Annotated in this window: 23 protein-coding genes and 1 tRNA gene; 12 read left to right on the top strand and 12 right to left on the bottom strand. The window is 62.8% G+C overall.

Features of this window, described 5'->3' with window-relative positions:
• Position 1 precedes the first annotated feature (1 nt).
• Genes NLY36_RS09625 through NLY36_RS09610 form a run of 4 tightly spaced genes read right to left on the bottom strand, consistent with a single transcriptional unit; the run spans position 2 to position 4,434 of the window.
• Positions 2-778 carry an enoyl-CoA hydratase/isomerase family protein gene (locus NLY36_RS09625; RefSeq protein ID WP_023671185.1) on the bottom strand — a complete coding sequence of 259 codons (777 nt, stop codon included), beginning with the start codon at positions 776-778 and terminating at the stop codon, positions 2-4.
• Positions 771-2,321, bottom strand: a complete 1,551-nt coding sequence (locus NLY36_RS09620; RefSeq protein ID WP_502882035.1) for an acyl CoA:acetate/3-ketoacid CoA transferase — start codon at positions 2,319-2,321, stop codon at positions 771-773. Before NLY36_RS09620 ends, NLY36_RS09625 begins: the two co-directional genes overlap by 8 nt.
• A gap of 47 nt (positions 2,322-2,368) precedes the next feature.
• On the bottom strand, positions 2,369-3,379 hold the full coding sequence (locus NLY36_RS09615) for a Gfo/Idh/MocA family protein (RefSeq protein WP_023695642.1): 1,011 nt from the start codon (positions 3,377-3,379) through the stop codon (positions 2,369-2,371).
• Positions 3,376-4,434 (bottom strand): LacI family DNA-binding transcriptional regulator, encoded by a 1,059-nt coding sequence (locus tag NLY36_RS09610; protein ID WP_023695643.1) that lies wholly within the window; start codon positions 4,432-4,434, stop codon positions 3,376-3,378. The genes NLY36_RS09615 and NLY36_RS09610 overlap by 4 nt, the downstream gene beginning before the upstream one ends.
• Before the next feature lie 229 nt (positions 4,435-4,663).
• Here NLY36_RS09610 and NLY36_RS09605 point away from each other — a divergent pair, with 229 nt between their 5' ends.
• From NLY36_RS09605 to NLY36_RS09575, 7 genes are all read left to right on the top strand, one after another.
• Positions 4,664-5,818: a dihydrodipicolinate synthase family protein gene (locus NLY36_RS09605; protein ID WP_023695644.1), complete on the top strand. Its 1,155-nt coding sequence runs from the start codon at positions 4,664-4,666 to the stop codon at positions 5,816-5,818.
• 104 nt (positions 5,819-5,922) lie between these two features.
• On the top strand, positions 5,923-6,993 hold the full coding sequence (gmd, locus tag NLY36_RS09600) for a GDP-mannose 4,6-dehydratase (protein ID WP_023686427.1): 1,071 nt from the start codon (positions 5,923-5,925) through the stop codon (positions 6,991-6,993).
• 9 nt (positions 6,994-7,002) lie between these two features.
• Complete coding sequence (fcl, locus tag NLY36_RS09595; protein WP_023686426.1) at positions 7,003-7,971, top strand: GDP-L-fucose synthase; 969 nt, start codon at positions 7,003-7,005, stop codon at positions 7,969-7,971.
• Between the two features lie 81 nt (positions 7,972-8,052).
• Positions 8,053-8,259, top strand: a complete 207-nt coding sequence (locus NLY36_RS09590) for a hypothetical protein (protein WP_023686425.1) — start codon at positions 8,053-8,055, stop codon at positions 8,257-8,259.
• A 407-nt stretch (positions 8,260-8,666) separates the two neighbouring features.
• Positions 8,667-9,131, top strand: a complete 465-nt coding sequence (locus NLY36_RS09585) for an Hsp20 family protein (RefSeq protein ID WP_023735048.1) — start codon at positions 8,667-8,669, stop codon at positions 9,129-9,131.
• A 62-nt stretch (positions 9,132-9,193) separates the two neighbouring features.
• A complete protein-coding gene (locus NLY36_RS09580; RefSeq protein ID WP_348524896.1) occupies positions 9,194-9,616 on the top strand; it encodes a DUF982 domain-containing protein in 423 nt (140 codons plus the stop codon).
• Between the two features lie 112 nt (positions 9,617-9,728).
• The gene (locus NLY36_RS09575; protein ID WP_031197745.1) at positions 9,729-10,016 is read left to right on the top strand and encodes a DUF982 domain-containing protein; all 288 of its coding nucleotides are present in this window, start codon (positions 9,729-9,731) and stop codon (positions 10,014-10,016) included.
• Between the two features lie 207 nt (positions 10,017-10,223).
• Here the strand turns inward: NLY36_RS09575 and NLY36_RS09570 are convergent.
• Together NLY36_RS09570 and cpdR are read right to left on the bottom strand one after the other, a co-directional pair.
• Positions 10,224-10,298, bottom strand: a tRNA-Val gene (locus NLY36_RS09570).
• A 114-nt stretch (positions 10,299-10,412) separates the two neighbouring features.
• Positions 10,413-10,775, bottom strand: coding sequence for a cell cycle two-component system response regulator CpdR (cpdR, locus tag NLY36_RS09565; protein ID WP_023671195.1), 363 nt, complete (start codon positions 10,773-10,775; stop codon positions 10,413-10,415).
• Between the two features lie 164 nt (positions 10,776-10,939).
• On the opposite strand from cpdR, the gene NLY36_RS09560 reads away from it, so the two are divergent.
• Positions 10,940-11,881, top strand: coding sequence for an N-formylglutamate amidohydrolase (locus NLY36_RS09560; RefSeq protein WP_023735046.1), 942 nt, complete (start codon positions 10,940-10,942; stop codon positions 11,879-11,881).
• 332 nt (positions 11,882-12,213) lie between these two features.
• Positions 12,214-12,987: a histidinol-phosphatase gene (hisN, locus tag NLY36_RS09555; RefSeq protein WP_023735045.1), complete on the top strand. Its 774-nt coding sequence runs from the start codon at positions 12,214-12,216 to the stop codon at positions 12,985-12,987.
• A gap of 12 nt (positions 12,988-12,999) precedes the next feature.
• Here hisN and NLY36_RS09550 read toward each other — a convergent pair whose 3' ends face one another.
• The 4 genes from NLY36_RS09550 to NLY36_RS09535 all read right to left on the bottom strand — a co-directional run bounded on the left by NLY36_RS09550 (position 13,000) and on the right by NLY36_RS09535 (position 15,482).
• Positions 13,000-13,830: a helix-turn-helix domain-containing protein gene (locus NLY36_RS09550; protein WP_023735044.1), complete on the bottom strand. Its 831-nt coding sequence runs from the start codon at positions 13,828-13,830 to the stop codon at positions 13,000-13,002.
• A gap of 126 nt (positions 13,831-13,956) precedes the next feature.
• Positions 13,957-14,190, bottom strand: coding sequence for a DUF1127 domain-containing protein (locus tag NLY36_RS09545; RefSeq protein ID WP_023735043.1), 234 nt, complete (start codon positions 14,188-14,190; stop codon positions 13,957-13,959).
• A gap of 3 nt (positions 14,191-14,193) precedes the next feature.
• Complete coding sequence (locus NLY36_RS09540) at positions 14,194-14,355, bottom strand: hypothetical protein (protein ID WP_023695699.1); 162 nt, start codon at positions 14,353-14,355, stop codon at positions 14,194-14,196.
• A 167-nt stretch (positions 14,356-14,522) separates the two neighbouring features.
• Positions 14,523-15,482 (bottom strand): alpha/beta fold hydrolase, encoded by a 960-nt coding sequence (locus tag NLY36_RS09535; protein WP_023735042.1) that lies wholly within the window; start codon positions 15,480-15,482, stop codon positions 14,523-14,525.
• Positions 15,483-15,940: 458 nt separating this feature from the next.
• Here NLY36_RS09535 and NLY36_RS09530 point away from each other — a divergent pair, with 458 nt between their 5' ends.
• Together NLY36_RS09530 and NLY36_RS09525 are read left to right on the top strand one after the other, a co-directional pair.
• The gene (locus tag NLY36_RS09530) at positions 15,941-16,408 is read left to right on the top strand and encodes an Hsp20 family protein (protein WP_023671202.1); all 468 of its coding nucleotides are present in this window, start codon (positions 15,941-15,943) and stop codon (positions 16,406-16,408) included.
• A 156-nt stretch (positions 16,409-16,564) separates the two neighbouring features.
• Positions 16,565-17,329: a sulfite exporter TauE/SafE family protein gene (locus NLY36_RS09525; RefSeq protein ID WP_023735041.1), complete on the top strand. Its 765-nt coding sequence runs from the start codon at positions 16,565-16,567 to the stop codon at positions 17,327-17,329.
• Between the two features lie 135 nt (positions 17,330-17,464).
• Here the strand turns inward: NLY36_RS09525 and NLY36_RS09520 are convergent, their stop codons facing one another.
• Positions 17,465-18,220: an MBL fold metallo-hydrolase gene (locus NLY36_RS09520; protein WP_245260179.1), complete on the bottom strand. Its 756-nt coding sequence runs from the start codon at positions 18,218-18,220 to the stop codon at positions 17,465-17,467.
• An 18-nt stretch (positions 18,221-18,238) separates the two neighbouring features.
• Positions 18,239-19,288 (bottom strand): threonine aldolase family protein, encoded by a 1,050-nt coding sequence (locus NLY36_RS09515; protein WP_023728416.1) that lies wholly within the window; start codon positions 19,286-19,288, stop codon positions 18,239-18,241.
• 508 nt (positions 19,289-19,796) lie between these two features.
• Between NLY36_RS09515 and gltB the strand changes: the two genes are divergently transcribed.
• Entirely contained in the window at positions 19,797-24,548 is a 4,752-nt protein-coding gene (gene gltB / locus NLY36_RS09510; protein WP_023735040.1) for a glutamate synthase large subunit, read from the top strand.
• Positions 24,549-24,608 lie beyond the last annotated feature (60 nt).

Below are 24,608 nucleotides of genomic sequence, written 5' to 3'. Positions count from 1 at the left end.
TCTAGGATCTTGAAAAGGCCGGCTTCTGCTTGGCCTTGAAGGCGCTCACGCCGGCTTTGAGGTCGCCGGTCAGCGCAACGAAGCCGCTGGCGAGCGCCTCGGTGGCGGCCGCACTTTCCTCGCCTTCGGCGACTGCGATCATCAGCTTGGCGGCTTCGGTTGCGAGCGGCCCGCGCCCGGCGATTTTTTCGGCCCAAGTCCTGGCCTCTGCCAGCGCCTGGCCGGTCTCGACCACGCGGTCAACGACGCCGAGTGCAAGCGCGTCGGAGGCGGCAAAGAGCTCGCCGCCGAGCGCCATGCGGCGCACGATCTGGGCCCCAAAGCGGCGCACGGCGCGCTGCGTGCCGGACCAACCGGGGACGACGCCGATCGATGTCTCGGGAAAGCCGAGCTTCACCTGCGTTTCGGCGACACGGAAGTCGCAGGCGACTGCCAGCTCCAGCCCGCCACCCAACGCATGGCCGGAAAGCACCGCGATGGTCGGCTGCCGCAGCCGCGCCAGTCGGTCGAAGACACGGTGGCCGTAGCGCACCCATTGCACCTGAAAGTCGGCAGCGCTCATTTGTGCCCAGGCCTCGACGTCGCCGCCGGCGCAAAAGCCTTTGCCTTCGCCGCGGATCAGCACGACGCGCACGCCTTCAGCCATTTCGGCTTCGTCGAGCGCTGTCTCGAGCGCGCGCAGCATCGGAATGTCCAGCGCGTTGAACTTCTCCGGCCGGCGCAGCGTGACGATGCCGATGGCGCCGTCCTGCTCGAAGGTGACGAGGCGCTCAGCCATGCGCGCCTCCGAGCGAAGCGCCACCATTCAGCGACAGGCCGATCGGCCGGTCCTGATAGAGAGCCGCCGGCGTGACCTTGAGATCGTTGGCGATGCCGAGCGGAATCTCTGACTGCGCCAACACATCGCGCTCGAGGTCGACGCCCGGCGCAAGTTCCGTCACCATCAGACCGTCCGGCGTCAGCTTCATCACGCAACGCTCGGTGACGTAGGTGATGTCCTGGCCTTGAGCGACGGCGCGCTTGCCGGAGAAGGAGATGTGTTCGACCTCGTTGACGACCTTCTTGACCTTGCCTTCCGCGTCGATGCGGATGCCGCCATCGGCGAGCGAAAGCTTGGCGCCGGCATTGAAGAAGCCGGAGAAGACGATCTTTTTCGCCCGTGCCGTGATGTCGACAAAGCCGCCGGCCCCGGCGGTGACATGTGGCCGGGCCGAGAGTTTCGACACGTTGACGGAGCCATGGCGGTCGATCTGCAAGAAGGAGAGCAGCGAGGCATCGAAGCCGCCGGCCTGGAAATAGATGAACTGGTGCGGCGAGGGCATGATCGCCTCGGCGTTGGAAGCGCAGCCGAACTTGAAATCGAGCAGCGGCACGCCGCCGACCGCGCCCTGCTCGATCACCCAGGTGACCTTGCCGTGCTGGCCTTCCTCGAGAAGGATACGCGGCACATTGGCCGAGATGCCGAAGCCGATATTGACGGCCATGCCATCGCGCAACTCCATGGCGACGCGGCGCGCGATTACTTTCTGGACGTTCATCTCGGCGTTGCGAAAGCTTGACAGCGGGCGGAAGATCTCGCCCGAAATCGCCGGGTCGTAAGGCGTCAGCGTCGTCTGCAACTGGTCCGGCGCCACCACGATGTGGTCTACCAGCACGCCGGGCACGCGCACGTCATGCGGCCTCAGCGTGCCGTTCTCGACGACGCGCTTGACCTGCGCAATGACGATGCCGCCATTGTTGCGCGCGGCGAGCGCCTGTTCGAGGCCGCCGAGATAGGCGCCTTCATGTTCATAGGTCAGGTTGCCGCGCTCGTCGGCGGTGGTGGCGCGGATGATCGAAATGTCAGGCACGATCGAGCGGAAATAGAGCCATTCCTCGCCGTCGAACTGCTGCACCGAGACGATCGGCTCGCTTGCCGCCGCGTTCATGGCGCAGCCCTGGTGGCGCGGGTCGGCAAAAGTGTCGAGGCCGACCTTGGTCAGCACGCCCGGCCGCTTGGCGGCGGCCTCGCGGTGCATGTCGAACAGGATGCCGGAGGGCACGTTGTAGGCGGCGACCGAATTGTCGCCGATCATCTTCCATATCTGCGGCGGCTCGGACGAGGAGGGGCCTGAGGGATAGGAGCCGCAGAGCGTGCGCTTCAACAAGCCGGGCTTGGCCAGATGGTCGATGCCCTTGATGCCATACATGTCGCCGGCGGCGATGGGGTGCAGCGTGGTGATGTCTTTGGGATGGCCTTCGGCGTCGAAGCGCTCGCCGATGGCGGCCAGCACGGCATCCGGGCAGCCGAGGCCGCTCGACGACGAGACGGAGACGGTCATGCCGTCCTTGATCAGGCTTGCTGCTTCAGCGGCGGAGACGAGCTTGCTCACGCGACACCTTTCGGATCGATAGTGACGGCCTTGCCGGATTTTGCCGACTGCAACGCTGCTTCGGCCGACGCCAGGGACCAGACGCCGTCCTCGCCGGTGGCGGAGGGCTGGCCTTCTCCACGCATGGCCGCATGGAACTGGCGCAGCGACCTGGCGTAGAGGTCTTCGCGGTCGAAGCTCAGTTCCTCCTCGCCTTTGGCGGTGCGTAGCAGCACCGAGCCGACTGGCTTCTGCGTCATCACATTTTTTGCGATCAGCGAACCTTCGGAACCATGCACCTCAAAGCCGGTATCGGCGAACTTGGTTGTGAAGCCTTCATGCGACTGGGCGATGATGCCCGACCCGAAGCGCCAGATGCACATGGCGCCGTCTTCCAGCCCGCTGCTGGCCATGCCGGCCAACTGGGTGAAGGCCGAAATCTCGACCGGGTCGTCGCCGAGCACGAAGCGCAGCGTGTCGGCATCATGCACGGTGATGTCGAGCACCACGCCGCCGCCGGCCTCAGGCTTGGTAATGCGCCAGCCCTGCAGGTTTTCCGGCAAATAGACGGAATGGAAGACGCGCGCGGCAATCGGCTTGCCGATATGGCCGGCCGATATGGCGTCGCGCATGGCGCGGTGGGCGCCGGCATTGCGCAGATGATGATTGGTGCCAAGCACGACACCGGCTTCCTTGGCGGCGGCGACCATTGTGCGCGCGTCGGCGCTGTTCAGCGCCAGCGGCTTTTCGCACAGAACATGCTTTCCCGCCTTGATCGCAGCCAATGCCTGTTCGAGATGCAGTTCATTGGTGGTCGAGATGTAGACGGCGTCGATTTCGGCGCCGAGCAAATCGTCCAGCGTCGAGACGGCAAGCGGAATATTCTGTTCCGCGGCATAAGTCTTCGCGCGCTGCGGACTGGAGCTCATCACCGCCGCGATCTCGCCACCCTCTTGCGCGCGGATGGCGTTGATCATGAACTGTTTGGCGATCGTGCTGGCGCCGATCAGTCCCCATTTGACGCTCATGCCGCGTCTCCCATTCCTGCTGATGTGTCCTGGGCGCCGCGATCGGGACCGCAGCTGTCCCTGACGACCAGATTGACGGCGCCGATATGGTCCTCGGCATGCGTGATGCGCGACTGGATCATCTTCAGCATGACGTGGGCGGCGCGTTCACCGAGGCCGGGTGTGTCGACCGAGACGCTGGTCAGCGCCGGCATATAATGCTCGGCCTCGACCACGTCGTCGAAGCCGACGACGGCAAAGTCCGCGCCGGGCTCCAGCCCGCGCTTGCGCAGCGCCAGCATGACGCCGAAGGCGACGGCATCGTTGAAGCACAGTGCCGCCGTCGGCGGCTCGGCCATGGCAAGGGCGGTTTCCAGGCACGCGATGCCGCCCCTGCGGCTGGTCTCGCCTTCGACGACAAGCACGTCGCGCCTGGCAATGCCCAATGTTTCGCAAGCTTCACGAAAACCGCCCAGGCGCTCCTGATAGACGACCAGGTCGGAGGTGCCGCCGAAGAAGGCCAGCCGGCGATGGCCCTTGCCGATCAGATGGGCGGCGGCGAGATACGCGCCGCGATGGTTGTCAGGAGCGATCACCGGGATGCGGCTGTCCGGCAGGCGGCGCATGGCGAAGACGACCGGCACGCCCGCCATCTCGAGGCGACGGAAGGCGCCCGGCGTGGTGCCGCGTGCCGGTGACACGATCAGGCCTGCGACGCCCTGTTCCATCAGCGACTTCAGCACTTCTTCCTGGCGCACCGGGTTCTCCGCCGTGTTGGCGATGAAGGGCACGATGCCGGCCGACTGGAAGACGCGCTCCATGCCGACCGCCAGCTCGGCGAAAAAGGGGTTGGTGAGATCGTTGATGACCATGCCGATGACGTTGGAATGGGCTTTGCGCAGATTGGCGGCGCCGCGGTTGTAGACATAGCCGACATCCTCGATCGCCTTGCGAACCTTGACCGCGGTTTCAGGCCGGATCAGCCCTGAGCCTTGCAGCACAAGCGACACCGTCGATTTGGACACACCAGCCTCGCGGGCGATGTCCAGGATCGTTGCCTTGGCCCGGCTGGCCATGTCGGTGGTTTCCTCCGCCTAAATGAGAAAATCTATTGGAACGTTCTAATCACTCTGCCAAACGAGAGTCAATCGGGATTCTTGCGGAGATCGAAAAGGTGATGAATGTGGTTCCTAGCAAGGACTCTTAGCCTTCTTCAACGTTTGGGCCGGTTCAATCGCCGGAATCATAAAGTTTCTTGATTTATTGGAACGTTCCATTTATAGGATGCCGAAAACGGAGGTTGCCATGGATATCACCCTGCCTACGCAGAATGGCGGCCGCGTCAGCTACAAGCTCGCGGACAGTCCGGTCGAGCCCGTAATCGGTGCGGTTTTCCCGCGCATCGCCTATGCCGCGGCCCATGTCGTCGCCGACCCTTTCGCGATGACCGACCCCTGGTCGAAGCCTGCGGTCGACTGGGACAAGACGATGGCGTTTCGGCATCATTTGTGGCGGCTTGGCTTCCGCATCGCCGAGGCGATGGACACCTCGCAGCGCGGCATGGGTTTCGACTGGGCGAATGCGCAGGAATTGATCCGGCGCTCGATCGCCGAGGCGCGCAGCGTCGAATGCGCAGACCTCGCCTCGGGCGCCGGCACCGATCATCTGGCGCCGGCCAATTCGAGATCACTCGAAGATGTGATCGCCGCCTATGAGGAGCAGTTCGCTTTCATTGAAGGCGAGGGCGGCAAGGCGATCATGATGGCCAGCCGGGCGCTGGCAGCGGTCGCAAAGGGTCCGGACGACTATATCAGGGTCTACGATCGCATCCTCAGCCAGGCATCCGGCAAGGTCATCCTGCACTGGCTGGGCGACATGTTCGATCCTGCACTGAAAGGTTATTGGGGCAGCGGCAATTTCGAGGCCGCGCTCGACACCGTCGTCGCCATCATCGAGCGTCATGCCGGCAAGGTCGAGGGGATAAAGATTTCCCTGCTCGATGCCGGCAAGGAAGTTGCCTTGCGCAACCGGTTGCCGGAAGGCGTCGTCATGTTCACCGGCGACGATTTCAACTATCCCGAACTGATTGCCGGCGACGGGAAGCGGCACTCGCACGCCTTGCTCGGCATATTCGACGCCATCGCGCCGGTCGCCAGTGCGGCGCTCGCGAAACTGGCTGACGGCGACCGCGCCGGCTTTGACGCGCTGATGGCGCCGACAGTGCCGTTGTCGCGCAAGATCTTCGAGGCGCCGACGGAGTATTACAAGGCCGGCATCGTCTTCATTGCCTGGCTCAACGGCCATCAGGACCATTTCGCCATGGTCGGCGGCATGCAGTCGGCGCGCGGCATCCTGCACTATGCCGACATCTTCCGCCTTGCCGACCAGGCAGGGTTGCTCGCCGATCCCGAGCTTGCGCTGGCCAGGATGAAGCATTTCTGCGCGATTGCAGGTGCCTGAGAACGACACAATCGCTGGCTGAAACCTGTCCCCCGTATGGGGGATTTGCGTTCTCGCGCCAAATCTGTATTCGGTTGCCGGGATTGGATGCGGACGGAGCGGCAATGACGGAAAAAGTGGCGCTCATCACCGGGGTTACCGGGCAGGACGGGGCCTATCTCGCAGAATTGCTTCTGCAGAAGGGCTATATTGTCCATGGCGTCAAACGCCGCTCGTCCTCGTTCAACACCGAGCGCGTTGACGACATCTATGTCGATCCGCACGAGCGCGGTGCGCGTTTCTTCCTGCATTATGGCGACCTGACCGACGCGACCAACCTTATTCGCCTGGTGCAGGAGACACAGCCCGGCGAGATCTACAATCTCGGCGCCCAGAGTCATGTCCAGGTGAGTTTCGAGACGCCGGAATACACCGGCAATGCCGATGCGCTGGGAACACTCAGGCTGCTCGAGGCGATCCGCATCCTGCGCCTGGAGAAGTCGGTGCGCTTCTATCAGGCATCGACGTCGGAGCTTTACGGCAAGGCGCGCGAGGTCCCGCAAAGCGAGGCGACGCCCTTCCATCCGCGCTCGCCCTATGCCGCGGCCAAGCTTTACGCCTACTGGATCACGGTCAACTACCGCGAGGCTTACGGCATGTTCGCCGCCAACGGAATCCTGTTCAACCACGAAAGCCCGACACGCGGCGAAACCTTCGTCACCCGCAAGATCACGCGGGCCGTCGCCTCGATCCATCACGGCCTTCAGGCCACGCTCTATCTCGGCAATCTCGACGCCAAGCGTGACTGGGGCCATGCGCGCGACTATGTGGAGGGCATGTGGCGCATTCTGCAGCACAGTGAAGCCGACGATTTCGTGCTGGCGACCGGTGAGGCGCATTCGGTGCGCGAATTCGTCGAACTGGCTTTTGCCGAGACCGGACGCACCATCCGCTGGCAAGGCGAGGGTGTCGATGAAGTCGGTGTCGATGCCGGTTCGGGCACTGTCCTGGTGCGCATCGATCCGCGCTATTTCCGGCCGACCGAGGTCGACCTGCTGCTCGGCGACCCCGCCAAGGCCAAAGCCAGGCTGGGGTGGTCGCACACGACCGGCTTCAGGGATCTGGTGGCGGAAATGGTGCAGGCCGATCTGGCGCGCACCGCCGGCGGCACGCGGCAGAACAGCCGTTCTGCGTGAGGCAGGTTCATGGACGCGACATTTGATCTGAAAGGCAAGCGTGTCTTCGTCGCCGGGCATCGCGGCATGGTCGGTTCGGCCGTCGTGCGCCGGCTGGCGAGCGAGGACTGCGAGATACTCACCGTATCGCGCGACGGGCTCGACCTGCTTGACCAGGCAGGGGTGCGGCGCTGGATGGCCGAGCACAGGCCGGATGCGGTGGTGATGGCGGCCGCCAAAGTCGGCGGTATCCTGGCCAATGACCGGTTCCCTGTCGATTTCCTGCAGCAAAACCTGGTTATGCAGGGCAATGTCATTGACGGCGCCTTTCGCAGCGAGGTCGGCAAGCTTTTGTTTCTCGGCTCGTCCTGCATCTATCCAAAGCTCGCGCCGCAGCCGATCAGGGAAGACGCCCTGCTGACCGGTCCGCTCGAACCCACCAATGAATGGTATGCGATCGCCAAGATCGCCGGGCTCAAACTGTGCCAGGCCTATCGGCGCCAGCATGGCGTCGACTACATCTCGGCGATGCCGGCCAACCTTTACGGTCCTGGCGACAATTTCGATCTCCAGTCCAGCCATGTCGTGCCGGCCCTGATGCGAAAGGCGCATGCGCTGGCGCTGAGCGGCGGCAACAGCCTCGAGGTCTGGGGCTCGGGCACGCCACGGCGTGAATTCCTGCATGTCGACGACGCCGCCGATGCCTTGGTCTGGCTGTTGAAGAATTATGCCGGCGACAGCCACGTCAATGTCGGTTCGGGCGAGGATGTCACCATTGCCGAGCTTGCCCAGACCGTCGCATCGGTCGCCGGCGTCGAGGCTGATATCGCCTTCGATACGACCAAGCCAGATGGCACGCCGCGCAAGTTGATGGATGTTTCGCGGCTGTTTGCGACTGGATGGCGCCCGCGCTACGCGCTTCGCGGTGGATTGGAACAGACATATGCGTGGTTTCTCAACCATATTGGGAAGGGTGGTGTCCGCCTCGGCGCGGCCTGATTCCAATTTTCCTTGAACCATTTCGCTGCCGCTGGCGACCAAGCGGTGTGTAGCAAACACGGTCCATCAAGGAGAACGTCAATGTTTATCACTTCAAGAAACGTCTTTCTCGCCGCCATCGCGGTTTCGGTGCTGGCAGGGTGTCAGACGGCACCGCCGAGGGAATGCGAGAAGACCAAGCCCGGTGTCACCTACAACGGCAAATGCTGCGGCATCGGCACACCGTGCCGTGAAGGCAACAACACCCCTCATGACAAGCCCGACAGGCCCGATCCGCGGCCACAGTGATCCGCGAGCCAGAAACGTCCCGGCACGTGCCGGGACGTTTCGTCCCCCGACAGGGTGGATTTACGGATCGGAAGGCCGCTACCCGGTTCCTTGCTGGCCGGCATTTTAATACGAAACGGGACGGCGGGGCAGTAGACGATGCGGTCGCGCAGATCGCGCGAAAACTTCCCGCCGGATCTGTACTTCAAGGGGCTGTTCGACTGTTCGAAGGGAAGGTCCCGGAGAAACTCAGATTTCGCTTTGCGTCGATGCGAAGGATGCTACTAAAAAAAATTCGAGATGCTCTTGAACTCATTTGGGGCGCCTCCTAATTCGATTTCCGCCAAGGCCATAAGGCTCGGCAAAAAATGGCGGCGCCGCACGGGGCGGCGTCCTTGTACCCATGTTGCTTCAAGGAGGATGTGGCTATGAGAACCTTTGATACCCTCTATCGGACCACCGTCGGTTTCGACCGGCTTTTCGACATGCTCGACAGCGGCACGCGTCCGGACTGGCCGCCCTATAACATCGAGAAGGTCGACGAGAACGATTACCGTATCTCGATGGCCATCGCAGGCTTCAGCCAGGATGAGGTTGAGCTGACCCAGCATGGACCCGAACTGGTCGTGGTAGGCCAGAAAGCTGATGATCAGAGCGGACGCCAGCTGCTGCACCAGGGCATTGCCTACCGCAGTTTCAGGCAGACGTTCAAGCTTGCCGACCACATGAAGATCAAGGCAGCCAAACTGGAGAATGGCCTCCTCTCGATCGACATTGTCCGCGAGATTCCCGAAGAGCTGAAGCCGCGCCGCATCAGCATCGGCGTGGGCGACATGCCAACGGCCGCCACTCAGATCACGCAAGACACGGACCGCGCGCGTAAAGCCGCGTAATCCTGTCGATCTGTCACTTTGAACTGCGGGTCCGCCTCCCGGTTTCGGCCGGGAGGCCGTGATTGCGGAGAAACGAAGATGATCACTGCAGGACGTACTGGCGCGCCTCTGTCGCGCGCCCGCAGTTGGCCTGGACCGCGCAAACCATGAAACTCAATGGTTCGTTCGATTTGGAGGATCATATGAACGATCGGATGTTCGACAGCGCCGTTTTCGTGAAAAGCGGCGACAACCTTGTTCAGGAAATCACGTGTCTCGAGGACGCTCTGGAGTTCCTCTATGAATGGCCGAAGGACAGGCGCGGCCCCATTCACCAAACCGCATTGCGGGCCTGCCAGCGAGCTTTCGATAGCGATTATCCGCTTTCCGCAGCCAGAGACGCGTTCAGCGGTTTTGCGAAAACAGCCAGAATCCTTGAGGAAGTATCCACGACAATGCCGTGGATGATGGGCAGAGGTGGCGAAGGCGGAGGAGTGACTGCCTAAAGCGCGTCGCGAAACGGATTCATGCGACACGCTTTAAGTCTTTGTTTTGATGCATGTCGTTGTCCCAGAACCGCGGCATACTTCTGGGTGACATGCATCAGGAAAGGAGGTCATGATGCTATCGAAACCTTTTGAAAAGCCGGTCCGGGTGTGGGTGGGATTGGGCTTTCCCCGCCAACTCAACACGGTCGCGGATGCCTATCAATTCGCATCCGAATGGTGTGGCAACAGCCCGGAGCAGAGAGCTGCTATTCGCGCTTGCAAAGCCGCTCTGATTGGCGATGTGGAACCCGAGACAGCACGAGGCGTCTTCGTCGCGTTCGCTCGCAAGAAGGATATTCTTATGGAGGACGGCATCGAGCCTGCGCCTTCAAGGACGCTAAGCCCGCACCACGTCTAAAGCGCGTCGCGTTTGAACGGACTCAGACGACGCGCTTTAGGTCTTTGTTTTTATGCATGTCGTCGTCTCAAAACCGGGGCCACTTTTGAGCGCCATGCATTAGAATGTCCACAAACACGAGGCGGCTGCCACAAGCGGTGGCCGCCTTACCGGCTAAGTCGTCGAAGGGGTCAGCCAAAAACGAGCTTGGCTAAGTTATTGAAAGGATGGTGGGCGTGACAGGGATTGAACCTGTGACCCCTGCAATGTCAATGCAGTGCTCTCCCGCTGAGCTACACGCCCATCCGAAGCCGCGCATACACCATTTTTGGTCCAGCGCGTCAATAGCCGGAAAAGGGAAAGAAAGGCTCGTTTGTCGCGCCGCCGACGAAGCGGCGAGATCACACTGTGCGTGCTTCAGGCGGCCTGCAGCATTTTTTCGACCTCGTTGACGAGATCGCGCAGGTGGAAGGGCTTGGACAGCACCTTGGCGTCTTTCGGCGCCTTGGAATCGGGGTTGAGCGCGACGGCCGCGAAACCGGTGATGAACATCACCTTCAGGTCGGGATCGATCTCGGTGGCGCGGCGGGCGAGTTCGATGCCGTCCATCTCCGGCATGACGATATCGGTCAGCAGCAGGGAGAAAGGTTCTTCGCGCAGCCGCTCGTAGGCGCTGGCGCCATTGTCGAAATCGCTGACGTGATAGCCGGCCCGCTCCAGTGCCTTGACCAGGAACCGGCGCATGTCGTCGTCGTCTTCCGCCAGCAGAATGCGTGCCATCTTGTCCCGTCCGAATCACCCCAGCCGAGCCTGCCGTCCGGCAAGCCCGTTAACCATCCTGTATATGAGGAGCTGACGGTAAACATCAAGTGAACGTTGGCGGCATTAATCCTGATTTGACGGGGTTCCTGACATGCCGAAATGCTGGACATGCGGCCGATGAGGTGGCAGTTTCCCATCATGATGCATTGCTGTTTCCGGGTTCGTTCAAATTGACGACGGCAGCCGAAGATTTTTCGGTCGTTCCACCCTTCGAAATCCGATCGGGCGCCGAGCAGCGCGTTCCCTTCGTCTTCAACTCACCGCATAGCGGCCGCTATTATCCAGACCGCTTCCTGGCCATGGCGCGGCTCGACCCGAACGCCATCCGCCGCTCCGAGGATTGCTATGTCGACGAGCTGTTCGGCGGCGCGGTGGCGCTGGGCGCGCCGATGCTGGCGGCGAATTTTCCGCGCGCCTATCTCGACGTCAACCGCGAACCCTGGGAACTCGACCCGCGCATGTTCGCCGAGCCGGTGCCGGCCTTCTGCAACATCCGCTCGGCGCGCGTCGCCGGCGGGCTCGGCACCGTGCCCAAGCTGGTGGGCGAGGGGCTCGACATCTATTCCGGCCGTCTGCCGCTGGCGGAGGCCGTCCAGCGCATAGAGGTGGTCTACAAACCCTATCACGAGACGCTGAAGCGGCTATTGACCAGAACCCATGCCAGGTTCGGCTATGCCGTGCTGATCGACTGCCATTCGATGCCGGCGAGCATCAGGGTGGGCGACAGCGGCCTGCGGCCGGATTTCATCGTCGGCGACCGTTTCGGCATCTCGGCCACGGCAGCCCTGACCGAGACGGCGATCGGCCTGCTCATCGGCATGGGCTACACCGTCGCCCACAACAAACCCTATGCAGGCGGCTTCATCACCGAGCATTACGGCCGGCCGGCGCGCCATCTGCATGCGCTGCAGATCGAGGTCAATCGCGGCCTCTACATGAATGAGCGGACGTTCCAGAAATCGGCCGGCTTCGATGCGCTGGCCGACGATATGGCGCGCTTTTCGGCCGACCTGATGGCGATGCCCGACCACCACTTCATAGACCTGCCGCTGGCCGCCGAATGACACGGAGCGGCGGCTGTTCATGAGATCCCGCGCTGGCCATCCCGCAGCGTAAAAAAAGACCGCATCGTTTGCACGACACGGTCGAAGTCTAGGGAGGAAACGCCCAAGGAGGGCATGGACAGGAAACCTGTCCGAGAACAAATTTATTGTGCGATGCACAAATGTCAATCGATCCCACGCTTTTTTAATTCACTCTGATGTGAAATGCGTTTCGATGGCGCCGATGTGTGACATTTCGGCAACGCTGATGTCTCTAAAATCGATAAACCGGCTTGTTTTGGCGGGAAAGTGCCTGCAGACCGGGTTGGCACTCTGCAATGCGGGAGAATCACGTGGACATCAGCATCGATTTCATGCGCCGGATCGCGCAAGCGGCGGCGGCTGAAACCTTGCCGCGTTTTCGCGCACAGGGCGCGGTGGCCAACAAGGAAAAAGGCAGTTTCGACCCGGTCACCGAGGCCGACCGCGAGGCCGAGCGCGCCATCCGGGCGCTGATCTCGGCTGAGTATCCCGATCACGGTATCCTTGGCGAAGAACATGGCAGCGAAAACATCTCCTCAAGGCATGTCTGGGTGATCGATCCGATCGATGGTACCCGCGCCTTCATCTCAGGCCTGCCGGTGTGGGGAACGCTGGTCGGATTGACGGTCGACGGTGACGCCGTCGCCGGTATGATGGCGCAGCCGTTCACCGGCGAGCTGTTCTACGCCAACGCTTCCGGCTCCCACTACGAAGGCCCCGGTGGGCCGCGGAAGCTGTCGACCCGCAAGAGGACGAAGCTTGACGAGGCGACCTTGTTCACCACCACGCCGGCGCTTTTCAAGGGCGAGGCGCGCATCCGCTACGACGCGTTCGAGAAACAGATCCAGCTCGCCCGCTACGGAGCCGATTGCTACGCCTTTGCCATGATTGCCTCGGGCAGCGTCGACATCGTCGCCGATCCCGGATTGAAACCCTACGACATCGTGGCGCTGATCCCGATCATCGAAAAGGCCGGCGGCGTCGTCACCACATTCGTGGGCGGTCCGGCGGAAAAGGGCGGCGACATCCTGGCCGCCGCAACGCCGGAGCTTCACGCGGCTGCAATGGCAGCCCTGCGGGGCTGATAGTCGACCCGATCAGCGCGGCTTGATCGAGCGCTGGAATTCCGCCGGCGTTCGCCCGTAGACCTGCCTGAACGCTGAGCTGAAATGGCTGTGGCTGGAGAAGCCGAGGTCCAGGCCGAGCGTGGTCAGATTGTCGTAGCGGCCAAGCAGGTCGAGCGCGCGCGCCAGCCGCAGGCGCAGATGGTAGCGATAGAGCGGCATCGCCTCGACCTGCTGGAAAACCTGCGTGAGATAAACCGGTGATACCCCGACTTCAGCGGCGATCTCGGCCAGCGTCCAGCGCCGCGAAAGATCCGAGGACAGGACGAGCTTGGCGCGATCGACCAGCTTCTGCCGGCCAGCGCTTGCGCCGGCGGCATGCGAGGTGCGCTCGCCGAGGGAGCGCCGCACCAGCGTCAGCGCCAGGGTTTCGGCCTCCAGCGTTTCGGCAATGTTGCGGCTCAGGCTGTGGCGCAGCACCGCCACCAGCGCCTGAGCCCGCGGGTCGATGCGGCGGCGCTGACGACGAAACGCCACGGCGCTGCCCGAGCGCAACTGCTCCTTCGGCGTCAGCTCCTGCAGTTGCGCCTCCTCGACAACGAGATCGAGGCAGGAATCGCCACCCTCGACGGGATGGCTGATCCGGTAGCCTTCGGCGTTGTTGAAGAACAACAACTGGTTGGCTTCGGCGACCGCATCGTTGCGGCCGACATGGCGCACGAAGACGCCGCGATAGGGAAACACAAGATGCGTGGCAGCGGTGCACTCTTCTTCGCTCTTGTGCCGGCATTCGCCGCTGCAGAGGACATCCCTCACCATGACGGTGCCGGTGTCCAGAAGTGTCTGTACCGTGAACTGCGACATGGTGAACTGAGACATGGCCGTGGCATTCTACCCTTGCACCGAAAGCTGCTCCGGCACATTAGGCGATTGACCTGTCCAAACCTGTCAGGAGACTTCACCTGTCGGGCCCTTTGTAACGGCCATGGCTCAGTCCCACAAACGGCGCATGTATTCGCAGTGAGCTTGGCTGCGCGACAGGCCGATGTCCTTGAGCTGTTCGTCGGTCATTTCGAGCAAGGCAAGGCGGCTTCGGCGCCTTTCCAATTGACGGCCGATCCAGTTGTCCGCCGCGATGCCTTGTGTCCGCAAGGACCGCCGGAACGTCGCGGTTTGAGTTGTCGGCTGATGTGCGAGGCATTGCGCCGCATGATCGGGGCGCATCGCTCAGGCTTCCCCGTTGCCGGCGCCGGCCACTGAGGCGCCGGCTTCGTTCAGCGCAATCGCGCATTCCTCGCAGCAGACCTCGACGGTCTTGCCGCCGACCTTGACGCGGATCGGGTTGGCGTCCAGCTGGCAATCGCAGGCAGCGCAGGTTTTCTCGGTCATGACGTCATCTCCTTGGCGTTCGGTTCGACCCGGAGAGATGAGCATTCCGGGGCGGCACCGGCTGTCAGAATCTTTAGCTCTTTGGGTGCTGCCGGCGCTGCTCCTGACAGAAGGCTGTCAGCAGGCGACGCAAGCTCAAGGCGCCGCAACATGCAGCGCCGGCGGCATCAGGCTGTCGGGTCGCCGTTGCCGGGTATGAAGGCGTCGAAGGCGGCGAGCAACTGCTCGCGATAGACATCGGCCTCCTGCAGGATCTCGTGTTTCGAGCCATCGATCATCAGCAGCGAGCCCAGACGCAGACGCCTGGCATAGGCTTCCACGGCCTTGGTCGAGACGACCTGATCGGCGCCGGCGGCGATCATCAGCAGCGGCACCTGGATCCTGGCCATGAAGTCGGGCTCACTGATGGCTTCGCCTGCCTTGATTGCCGCCTGCAGCCAGCGGATCGTCGGCCCGCCGAGCGCCAGTTGCGGATAGTGCTCGTAGATTTTCGTGTTGCGCTGATAGCGCCCGGGGTCCGATGTCACCTTGTTGAGGGCGAAGGGCAGGGTTTCCCTGGGACGCGGACCCCAGGCGGCGTAGAGCCGGCCGAGGCCGAGAAAGCACAATATCGAGCAGACGCGGCGCGCGGTTTTTGCCGACACGGGCGAGTCGGGCACCGTCAGGAAAGGCGCAATCAGCACCATGCGACGCACCCGGTTGACCATCGACGGCGCCGCGAGCAGCGCGATCACGGCGCCCATCGAATGGGCGAGGATGTAATACGGGCCGCGGCAGTCGGGCAGCACGATATCCTCGAAGAACTGTTCGAGGTCGCCGGTGTAATCGTAGAAAGAGCGGACATAGCCGCGTTGCGGATCGGCGATCAGCCGGTCGGAATCGCCCTGGCCGCGCCAGTCGAGCGTGGCGACGCCGAGGCCGCGGTCGGTCAGGTTGCGGATGGTTTCGAAATACTTCTCGATGCACTCGTTGCGGCCGGGCAGCAGCACGACGGTGCCTTTCAGCGGCCGGGTGACCGCGGCAAACAGGCCGTAGCGGATCTTCTTGCCGTCGCGCGTGGTGAAAAAGCCGCCGGCGACATTTTGCGGCGGCGGATTGCCTGGCGTGGGATGGAAGAGATCCGTCATTAGGCGCTTGCGTCTTCGTGGTGTCTCACCCGGCAGGGCGTCGGCATGGTGATAGACGCCAATGGATGAAAAGCAAAGGGAGGACGCCAAGGGGGCGGACGAACGACAAGCAAGGCCGGAAGCAGCCTGCGGCGGCGTGCTTCCGGCCTCTGTCGATCCGGGAGGAAGGGACGTTACACCCGGTCGGCCTCGTCGCGGCGCTTTCATCCGGCGCCGCCTGGTTCTTTATCCTGGGGGCACTCTAGCGCCGGCCGGCTGAACGGGCGCCGAAGCGGCGGTTCATCTGCCGTTCATCGACGCCTCGATTGGCGCTCTTCAAAAATCCTTGAAATGCGCTTTTGCGCTCCCCAAATGTCGGATGCAGCCGCCGATGTCGGGGCTGCTGGTCCACCCGAAACGCCTTTCCAGGGTTTCGCACCGGCCACACGCAAACATGTTGCTCAACAGGAGAACACCTCATGCGTCACGTTGATTTTTCCCCGCTCTATCGCTCGACCGTCGGCTTCGACCGCCTGTTCACCATGCTCGACTCGCTGGCCCAGCCCGATGGCGCGCAGACCTATCCGCCCTACAACATCGAGCGCACCGGCGAGGACGCCTATCGCATCTCGATGGCGGTTGCCGGCTTCTCGGACGAAGAGATTTCGATCGAAGCCCACCGCAACGTGCTGACCGTCAAGGGTGAGCGCAAGGAAGAGGGCAATGGCGAAGGCTCCGAGCTGCTCTACCGCGGCATTGCCTCGCGTTCGTTCGAGCGCCGCTTCCAGCTTGCCGACCATGTCGAGGTCGTCGGCGCCACGCTGAAGAACGGCCTGCTTTTCGTCGACCTTAAGCGCAACATCCCCGAGGAGCTGAAGCCGCGCAAGATCGCGATTACCGCCTCTTCGGCCAACGCCAAGCAGATCGAGGCCAAGAACGCCGCGTGATCAAGACGGCGGCGTCACAACGCCCAAGGTTAAAAGCGTTCCTCCCGAGACGAAAGCGGCGCCGCGAGGCGCCGCTTTTTTTCGCCGCAGCCTCTGTCACCCCAACCGAAGAGTTCTGGCTCTTTTGCGGCGGGCGCCGTCTTCCCATGAAGGGCGATGTCTGATCTCTCGGCTGATTTTTCCCTGGCCCTAACGGCAACCATTGCGGTGACCTTCCTGCTGGCCGGCCTCGTCAAGGGCGTTACCGGTATGGGACTGCCGACGTTGGCGATGGGGCTGCTGGGCACAATCATGCCGCCGGTCGCCGCGGCTTCGCTGCTGATCGTGCCGTCCTTCGTCACCAATATCTGGCAGCTGTTTGCCGGCCCGAGCTTCGGATGGATCCTCAGTCGGCTGTGGCTGATGATGGTCGGCATCGTCGCCGGCACGCTGGCCGGCTCATGGCTGCTGGCCAGCGACAATGTCAAATGGACGACGGCCGGCCTCGGGGCGGCGCTGATCGTCTATGCCGTCTATACGCTGCTGGCGCGGCAGTTGACGGTTCCCGCGTCAGCCGAGCGCTGGTCGTCGCCCATCGTCGGTTTCCTTACCGGCATCGTCACCGGCGGCACCGGCGTGTTTGTCGTGCCCGCTGTACCTTACATTCAGGCGCTGGGCTTGAGCCGTGACGATCTGATCCAGGCGCTCGGCCTGTCCTTCACCGTGTCGACGATCGCGCTCGCTGCCGGCCTTGCCTCGCACGGCGCGTTCCAGGTCGGGCATGTCGCCATGTCGTCGCTGGCGGTTGCGCCGGCCTTGCTCGGCATGTGGCTCGGACAGTTGCTCCGGCAGCGGATCAGCCCGGCGACCTTCCGGCGCTGGTTTCTTGTTTTCCTGATCTTGCTTGGCCTCGAGCTTTTGGCGCGGCCTTTCCTTGCTTAGCGACCGGTGCCGGTTGCGAGAACGGCCTCGACGTTTTGCCGGTGGACGGGCTCGTACAGCGCGAAGTACTCGACAGCGCCCGTGGCGAACATGTCGGCGCCGAAGGTTTTCAGATCCTGCTTCGCAAGATCAGGCTCATGCCGGCAGCGAAGCAGTTTGAACGTAGGCTTGCGTGGCGGCGATGAGGCCTTTGTCGTAGCCGCCTCGCTCAATCGCTTCGAGCGAGCCGTGATTGGGCAAGATGCGGTCTATCGGCCACCTGCTCATGCGTTCGAGATCGACCAGATGTTGCGCCAGCCGATCCGCCTCGCTGACATAGGTGATCGGATCCTCGAGCGTGTCGCCCGCCAGGAGCAGGCCGGTTTCGGGCATGAACAGCACCGTGCCGTCATGGCTGTGGATTTCGACCTGACGCAGTTCGACGGCGATCGATCCAACGGCGAGGTCAAGACTGCCTGCGAAGGTCCTGTTCGGCAGCACGAGAGGCTTGATCGGTGGAACACCGCTTTCGATCTCAGCCCGGTTGTTCGCGAGCGCCGAGGCGGTGCGCGTGTTGGCGATAATCTCGCAATCCTGAAACACCTCATTGCCGGCAATATGATCATCATGCCAGTGGCTGAGCACGACCCGGATCGATGTTGCGCCCATGTCTTCGAGCGTCTGCCTGATGAAGCGCGCGTGAGGCAGCGAAATATGCGTGTCGTAGACAAGCGCCTGCGAGCCATCGACGATCGCATAGGTGCAGATGCCGAGGGCATAGGCGCCGTCGTCCAGCCAGTTCGGCTCGTCCGACCAGGCGCGAACGCCGTCAACGCGGCCATCATAGAAGCCGAGCACGTTTGGCGCCGGGCGAACCAGCCGCATGGTTGAGCCGAGAGGTGGCTTTGTCATTGGCGCGGTCTCGCGGGTTCAGGCGATCATCTGCCCGAAGCGATCGACCTCATCTGAAGTCGTGGCAAAGCTCGTGACGAAGCGATAGAGCAACTCGTCGTCGCCGACATGGCCGTCGAAGCCGTGCGGCCTGTGCCAGTCGTAAAAGGCGGCGCCGAGGGATTGCAGCCTTTCGGCTTCCGCCTTTTTCATCACCGCGAACACCTCGTTGGCCTGCGGCAACCAGGCGAGCTTAGCCGTTGCCGAATCCTCGATCGCAGCCGCCAGGCGCGCGGCCATGGCATTGGCATGACGGGCCATGTCCAGCCACAGGCCGTCCGTGAAGTAGGCGTCGAACTGCGCTGCGATGAAGCGCGACTTGGAGAACAGCTGTGCGGCGCGCTTGCGCAGGAAGGACAGCTCCTTGGCGCGGTCTAGATCGAACAGCACCACCGCTTCGGCGCACCAGCAGCCGTTCTTGGTGCCGCCGAACGAGACGATATCGACGCCGCGCTTCCAGGTCATTTCGGCCGGCGTCGTCTCAAGCGCGACCAATGCGTTGGCAAAACGGGCGCCGTCCATATGCAGCGGCAGGGAAAAGCGTTTGGCGATCTCCGAAATGGTGGAAATGTCGTCGAGCCCGTACACTGTGCCGACTTCGGTCGATTGGGTGATCGAGACGGCCGTCGGGCGTCCCCAATGGACGATTTCGGGTGCGAAACGGGCGACGGCCCGTTCAAGATTGTGCGGGTCGATCTTGCCCAGGGCGCCGTCGACAGCATGGAGACGCGAGCCGCCGCTGAAATATTCCGGCGCGCCGCATTCGTCCTCGATGATGTGCGATTCGCGGTGCGCAAAGGAAATGCCGCCGGGCTTGTTGTAAGCGGCCAGGGACAGCGAGTTGGCCGCCGTGCCGGTAGCGACGAAGAACACCGCGACCTCGCGTTCGAAGATCTCGCTGAAACGCTGGTAGACGGCGCGGTCGAGATCGCCATCGCCATAGGCGGTCGAAAAGCCGCCGGCGTTGGCTGACAGCCCGGCGGCAATGTTGGAATGGACGCCCGCCCAGTTGTCGGATGCAAAGAACATCAGGAAAGTCCCTGTCTGGTTGAGAAAGTCTGGTTGCGACAAGAGCGCGACCATGGCCGTTTCGGGGTTTGACGCGCAAGGGCCAAGGGCTGAAAAAGCGGTAAAGCCAAAGGCGATCACGAAGGAGTGCCGGGACCGAAATTTCGTTTCGACAGCGCCCGACGTAATTTTCTGTCGCCAAACGTCCAAGAATTTGGTGAATCGGTCTTGTGTACGCCCAGGATTTCTGACATAAAAATTTAGGACAGTAGTGCTGTCTTATTTTGTCGCACAAGTCAGGCTGGATTGGCGTATCATTTGGGCCACTCCGGCCGTTGCCGCGAGCGACGGGTAGACGGCTCGGCTGTGGCCTGTACGATACCGGATACGAACCGGCGGTGCACCGCACGGTCCGCCAAGGATTTCGAAAAGACGTGCCGCAAGATGAGAGCGGAAGCCAGTCGCTTCCCAAGGTAGACCAGCGCCCCAAATGCTAGACGTGCAAGGGGCCGGAACGGAGGACAGGACGATGACGGAACTGACGCCATCTGCGATTATCGGCCAGGCCGCGCAGACGAAAGCGGCAGCCGTTAAAAATACCGTTCTGACCAAAGAAGGCCAGACCACCAACGGCCTGACCACCAATGGCATGGCCGCGCAGGGTCTCTACGATCCGCGCAACGAGCATGACGCGTGCGGCGTCGGCTTCATCGTCAACATGAAGAACGTGAAGTCGCACCAGATCGTCAAGGACGGGCTCTTCGTGCTCGAAAACCTGACGCATCGCGGCGCTGTCGGCGCCGATCCGCTGATGGGCGACGGCGCCGGCGTGCTGGTGCAGATTCCCGATCATTTCTTCCGCGAAGAGATGGCGGCCCAGGGCGTCGAACTGCCGGCGGCAGGCCAATACGGCGTCGGCCACTGGTTCATGCCGCAGGATGCGGCACTGCGCGCCCATATCGAAGAGATCATCGCCGAATCGGCGCAGTCAGAAGGGCTGCCGCTGCTCGGCTTTCGCGACGTGCCGGTCGACAATTCATCGCTGTCGAAGGCGCCCGATATTGCGGCCTCCGAACCGTTCCATCGCCAGGTCTTCATCGGCCGCACATCGGACATTCCAGATGACGAGGAATACGAGGCCAGGCTGTACCTGCTGCGCAAGGTGATTTCCGGCCGCATCTACGCCGAGAACAACAACAAGGATATCGGCGCCTACTGTGTGTCGCTATCGGCGCGTACCATCGTCTACAAGGGCATGTTCCTGGCCTACCAGGTCGGCGCCTATTACAAGGATTTGTCGGATCCGCGTTTCGAGACCGCGCTGATCCTCGTCCACCAGCGCTTCTCGACCAACACCTTCCCGTCATGGAAGCTCGCGCACCCCTACCGCATGGTCGCGCATAATGGCGAGATCAACACGGTGCGCGGCAACAACAACTGGATGGCGGCGCGCCAGGCCTCGGTCGATTCCGAACTGTTCGGCAACAACATCTCCAAGCTGTGGCCGATCTCCTATGACGGCCAGTCCGACACGGCGTGCTTCGACAATGCGCTCGAATTCCTGTTCCAGGGCGGCTACAGCCTCAGCCACGCCATGATGATGCTGATCCCGGAAGCCTGGGCCGGCAACAAGCTGATGGATGCCGATCGCAAGGCTTTCTACGAATACCATGCTGCCCTGATGGAGCCGTGGGACGGGCCGGCCGCGGTCGCCTTCACCGACGGCCGCCAGATCGGCGCCACGCTCGACCGCAACGGGCTGCGGCCGGCGCGCTACATCGTCACCGACGACGACCGCGTCATCATGGCGTCAGAGGCCGGCGTGCTGCCGGTGCCGGAGGAGAGGATCGTCAAGAAGTGGCGGCTGCAGCCCGGCCGCATGCTTTTGATCGACCTCGCCAAGGGCCGCATCATTTCCGACGAGGAGATCAAGTCGGAGATCGCCACCAGGCATCCCTACCAGACTTGGCTCAACAACACGCAGCTGATCCTCGAGGATCTGAAGCCGGTCGAGCCGCGCGCGCTGCGCAAGGATGTCAGCCTGCTCGATCGCCAGCAGGCTTTCGGCTACACGCAGGAAGACACCAAGCTGTTGATGTCGCCGATGGCGACCACCGGCCAGGAAGCCGTGGGTTCGATGGGCACCGACACGCCGATCTCGGCGATGTCGGACAAGTCGAAGCTGCTCTACACCTATTTCAAACAGAATTTCGCCCAGGTCACCAACCCGCCGATCGACCCGATCCGCGAGGAGCTGGTGATGAGCCTGGTGTCGTTCATCGGGCCGCGGCCGAACATCTTCGACCTGGTCGGCAATTCGCGCCGCAAGCGGCTCGAAGTGCGCCAGCCGATCCTGACCAATGGCGATCTGGAAAAGATCCGCTCGATCGGCCACACCGAGGACCGTTTCGACACCAAGACCATCGACGTCACCTACGGGTCGAGCGAGGGCGCTGCCGGCATGCAGGGCGCGGTCGAACGTCTGTGCGAGCGGGCGGAAGCCGCTGTCGCCGGCGGCTATAACATCATCATCCTGTCCGACCGCCAGGTCGGTCCCGACCGTATCGCCATTCCGGCACTGCTGGCGACGGCTGCCGTGCACCACCATCTGATCCGCAAGGGTCTGCGCACCGCGGTCGGCCTGGTCGTGGAATCCGGCGAGCCGCGCGAAGTGCATCATTTCTGCTGTCTCGCCGGCTACGGCGCCGAGGCGATCAACCCCTACCTTGCCTTCGATACGCTGCTCGACATGCACAAGCGTGGCGAACTGCCGGCTGAGGTTGACGCCTACGAGGTGGTCTCGCGCTACATCAAGTCGATCGGCAAGGGCATCCTCAAGGTGATGTCGAAGATGGGCATCTCCACCTATCAGTCCTATTGCGGCGCGCAGATATTCGACGCCATCGGGCTGAAGTCGGATTTCGTCGAGAAGTACTTCACCGGCACAGCGACGCTGATCGAAGGTGTCGGCCTGGACGAGGTCGCGGCCGAGACGCTCAGCCGCCACACCGACGGTTTCGGCAACGATCCGGTGCTGCGCAACAGCCTCGAGGTCGGCGGCGAGTACATGTACCGCATGCGCGGCGAAGCCCATATGTGGTCGCCCGACGCCGTCGCCACCTTGCAGCACGCCGTGCGTCAGGGCTCGTGGGAGACGTTCAAGGAGTATTCCGCGCAGATCAACAGCGAGACGGCCCGTGCCCAGACCATACGCGGCCTGTTCAGGATCAAGCTTGCGGAAGAGACCGGCCGCAAGAAGGTGGCGATAGAGGACGTGATGTCGGCGGCCGATATCGTCAAGCGCTTCTCGACCGGGGCGATGTCGTTCGGCTCGATCTCGCGCGAGGCACACACGACGCTGGCGCGCGCCATGAACCAGATCGGCGGCAAGTCGAACACCGGCGAGGGCGGCGAAGAGGCCGACCGCTATCTGCCGCTGCCCGGCGGCAGCAAGAACCCCGAACGTTCGGCGATCAAGCAGGTCGCCTCGGGGCGGTTTGGCGTCACCGCCGAGTATCTCGTCAATTCCGATGTCATGCAGATCAAGGTCGCGCAGGGCGCCAAGCCTGGTGAGGGCGGCCAGCTGCCCGGCCACAAGGTCGACGCCACCATCGCCAAGGTCCGGCACTCGACGCCTGGCGTCGGCCTGATCTCGCCGCCGCCGCATCACGACATCTATTCGATCGAGGATCTGGCGCAGCTGATCTACGATCTGAAGAACGTCAACCCGGCGGCCGATGTCTCGGTAAAGCTGGTGTCGGAAGTCGGTGTCGGCACGGTCGCGGCGGGCGTCGCCAAGGCGCGCGCCGACCACATCACCATCTCCGGCTATGATGGCGGCACCGGCGCGTCGCCGCTGACCTCGCTCAAGCATGCCGGCAGTCCATGGGAAATGGGCCTTGCCGAGACGCACCAGACGCTGGTGCTGAACGGGCTGCGCTCGCGCGTTGCACTGCAGGTCGATGGCGGCTTGCGCACGGGGCGCGACGTCATCATCGGTGCGCTGCTCGGCGCCGACGAGTTCGGCTTCTCGACCGCGCCGCTGATCGCGGCCGGCTGCATCATGATGCGCAAGTGCCACTTGAACACCTGCCCGGTCGGCGTCGCGACGCAGGACCCGGTTCTGCGCAAGCGTTTCAAGGGCACGCCCGAGCATGTCATCAACTTCTTCTTCTATGTTGCGGAAGAGGTGAGGGGGCTGCTGGCCGAGATGGGCTACACCCATATCGACCAGATCATCGGCGACAGCGACCTGCTGGAAAAGCGCGAGATGATCCAGCATTGGAAGGCGCGTGGGCTCGATTTCGGCAAGATGTTCTTCAAGCCGGACGCGCCGCATGTGGCGGTGCACTGGACCGAACGGCAGAAACACCCGATCGACGATGTACTCGATCGCAAGCTAATCGAACTGGCGAAGCCCGCGCTCGAAAGCAAGCAGCCGGTCAAGATCGAGGTCGACATCCGCAATGTCGATCGCTCCACGGGCGCCATGCTGTCGGGCGAAGTCGCCAAGCGCTTCAGGCACAAGGGCCTGCGCGAGGACACGATCCAGGTGAAGCTGACCGGCACCGCCGGCCAGTCGTTCGGCGCCTTCCTGGCGCGCGGCATCTCGTTCGATCTCGTCGGTGCGGCCAACGACTATGTCGGCAAGGGCCTGTCGGGCGGACGCATCGTCATCCGGCCGCCGGAGGAGTCCAGGATCGTCGCGGCGGAATCGATCATCGTCGGCAACACCGTCCTCTATGGCGCGACCGAGGGCGAGGCCTATTTCGCAGGTGTCGCCGGCGAGCGCTTCGCGGTGCGCAATTCGGGCGTCGCCGCCGTCGTTGAAGGCGTCGGCGATCATGGCTGCGAATACATGACCGGCGGCATCGTCGTCGTCATCGGCCAGACCGGTCGCAACTTCGCTGCCGGCATGTCGGGCGGCGTGGCCTATGTTCTGGATGAGGCCGGCGATTTCGCCGCGCGCTGCAACATGGCGATGGTCGAGCTGGAGCCGGTTCCGGAAGAAGACGATCTGATGGAAAGGCTGCTGCATCATGGCGGTGACCTCGACCACAAGGGTCGCGTCGACGTCTCGGGCGACATGACCACCCATGACGAGGAACGGCTTTACCAGCTTATCTCGAACCACGTCCATTTCACCGGTTCGGTACGCGGCCGCGAGATACTCGACGACTGGACGACCTTCCGGCCGAAATTCCGCAAGATCATGCCGGTCGAATACCGCCGCGCGCTGATCGAGATGGAACGCATGCGCATGGGCGTGGCGGCGGAATAGGTTTTTCGACTTGCCGGGAGGCGCAGGCTTCCCGGCGGAACTTTCAGCGACAGTTTGACC

It is taken from the genome of Mesorhizobium sp. C399B (genome assembly GCF_030323185.1).
Taxonomy (GTDB): domain Bacteria; phylum Pseudomonadota; class Alphaproteobacteria; order Rhizobiales; family Rhizobiaceae; genus Mesorhizobium.
The sequence above is the reverse complement of the archived record's forward strand: the minus strand, read 5'-3'. Positions and strand labels throughout refer to the sequence as shown.

Excerpts from the sequence above, each read along its gene's own strand:
- NLY36_RS09535 (WP_023735042.1), bottom strand. The coding sequence starts at position 15,482 with ATGACGGATCTCTTCCATCCCACGCCAGGCAATCCGCCGCCGCAAAAT.
- NLY36_RS09520 (WP_245260179.1), bottom strand. The coding sequence starts at position 18,220 with ATGACAAAGCCACCTCTCGGCTCAACCATGCGGCTGGTTCGCCCGGCG.
- NLY36_RS09545 (WP_023735043.1), bottom strand. The coding sequence starts at position 14,190 with ATGCGCCCCGATCATGCGGCGCAATGCCTCGCACATCAGCCGACAACT.
- NLY36_RS09515 (WP_023728416.1), bottom strand. The coding sequence starts at position 19,288 with ATGTTCTTTGCATCCGACAACTGGGCGGGCGTCCATTCCAACATTGCC.
- NLY36_RS09610 (WP_023695643.1), bottom strand. The coding sequence starts at position 4,434 with ATGGCCAGCCGGGCCAAGGCAACGATCCTGGACATCGCCCGCGAGGCT.
- NLY36_RS09615 (WP_023695642.1), bottom strand. The coding sequence starts at position 3,379 with ATGAGCGTCAAATGGGGACTGATCGGCGCCAGCACGATCGCCAAACAG.
- NLY36_RS09525 (WP_023735041.1), top strand. The coding sequence starts at position 16,565 with ATGTCTGATCTCTCGGCTGATTTTTCCCTGGCCCTAACGGCAACCATT.
- NLY36_RS09540 (WP_023695699.1), bottom strand. The coding sequence starts at position 14,355 with ATGACCGAGAAAACCTGCGCTGCCTGCGATTGCCAGCTGGACGCCAAC.
- NLY36_RS09605 (WP_023695644.1), top strand. The coding sequence starts at position 4,664 with ATGGATATCACCCTGCCTACGCAGAATGGCGGCCGCGTCAGCTACAAG.
- gltB (WP_023735040.1), top strand. The coding sequence starts at position 19,797 with ATGACGGAACTGACGCCATCTGCGATTATCGGCCAGGCCGCGCAGACG.
- NLY36_RS09620 (WP_502882035.1), bottom strand. The coding sequence starts at position 2,321 with ATGACCGTCTCCGTCTCGTCGTCGAGCGGCCTCGGCTGCCCGGATGCC.
- NLY36_RS09585 (WP_023735048.1), top strand. The coding sequence starts at position 8,667 with ATGAGAACCTTTGATACCCTCTATCGGACCACCGTCGGTTTCGACCGG.
- NLY36_RS09625 (WP_023671185.1), bottom strand. The coding sequence starts at position 778 with ATGGCTGAGCGCCTCGTCACCTTCGAGCAGGACGGCGCCATCGGCATC.
- NLY36_RS09530 (WP_023671202.1), top strand. The coding sequence starts at position 15,941 with ATGCGTCACGTTGATTTTTCCCCGCTCTATCGCTCGACCGTCGGCTTC.
- NLY36_RS09590 (WP_023686425.1), top strand. The coding sequence starts at position 8,053 with ATGTTTATCACTTCAAGAAACGTCTTTCTCGCCGCCATCGCGGTTTCG.
- NLY36_RS09550 (WP_023735044.1), bottom strand. The coding sequence starts at position 13,830 with ATGTCGCAGTTCACGGTACAGACACTTCTGGACACCGGCACCGTCATG.
- fcl (WP_023686426.1), top strand. The coding sequence starts at position 7,003 with ATGGACGCGACATTTGATCTGAAAGGCAAGCGTGTCTTCGTCGCCGGG.
- cpdR (WP_023671195.1), bottom strand. The coding sequence starts at position 10,775 with ATGGCACGCATTCTGCTGGCGGAAGACGACGACGACATGCGCCGGTTC.
- NLY36_RS09575 (WP_031197745.1), top strand. The coding sequence starts at position 9,729 with ATGATGCTATCGAAACCTTTTGAAAAGCCGGTCCGGGTGTGGGTGGGA.
- gmd (WP_023686427.1), top strand. The coding sequence starts at position 5,923 with ATGACGGAAAAAGTGGCGCTCATCACCGGGGTTACCGGGCAGGACGGG.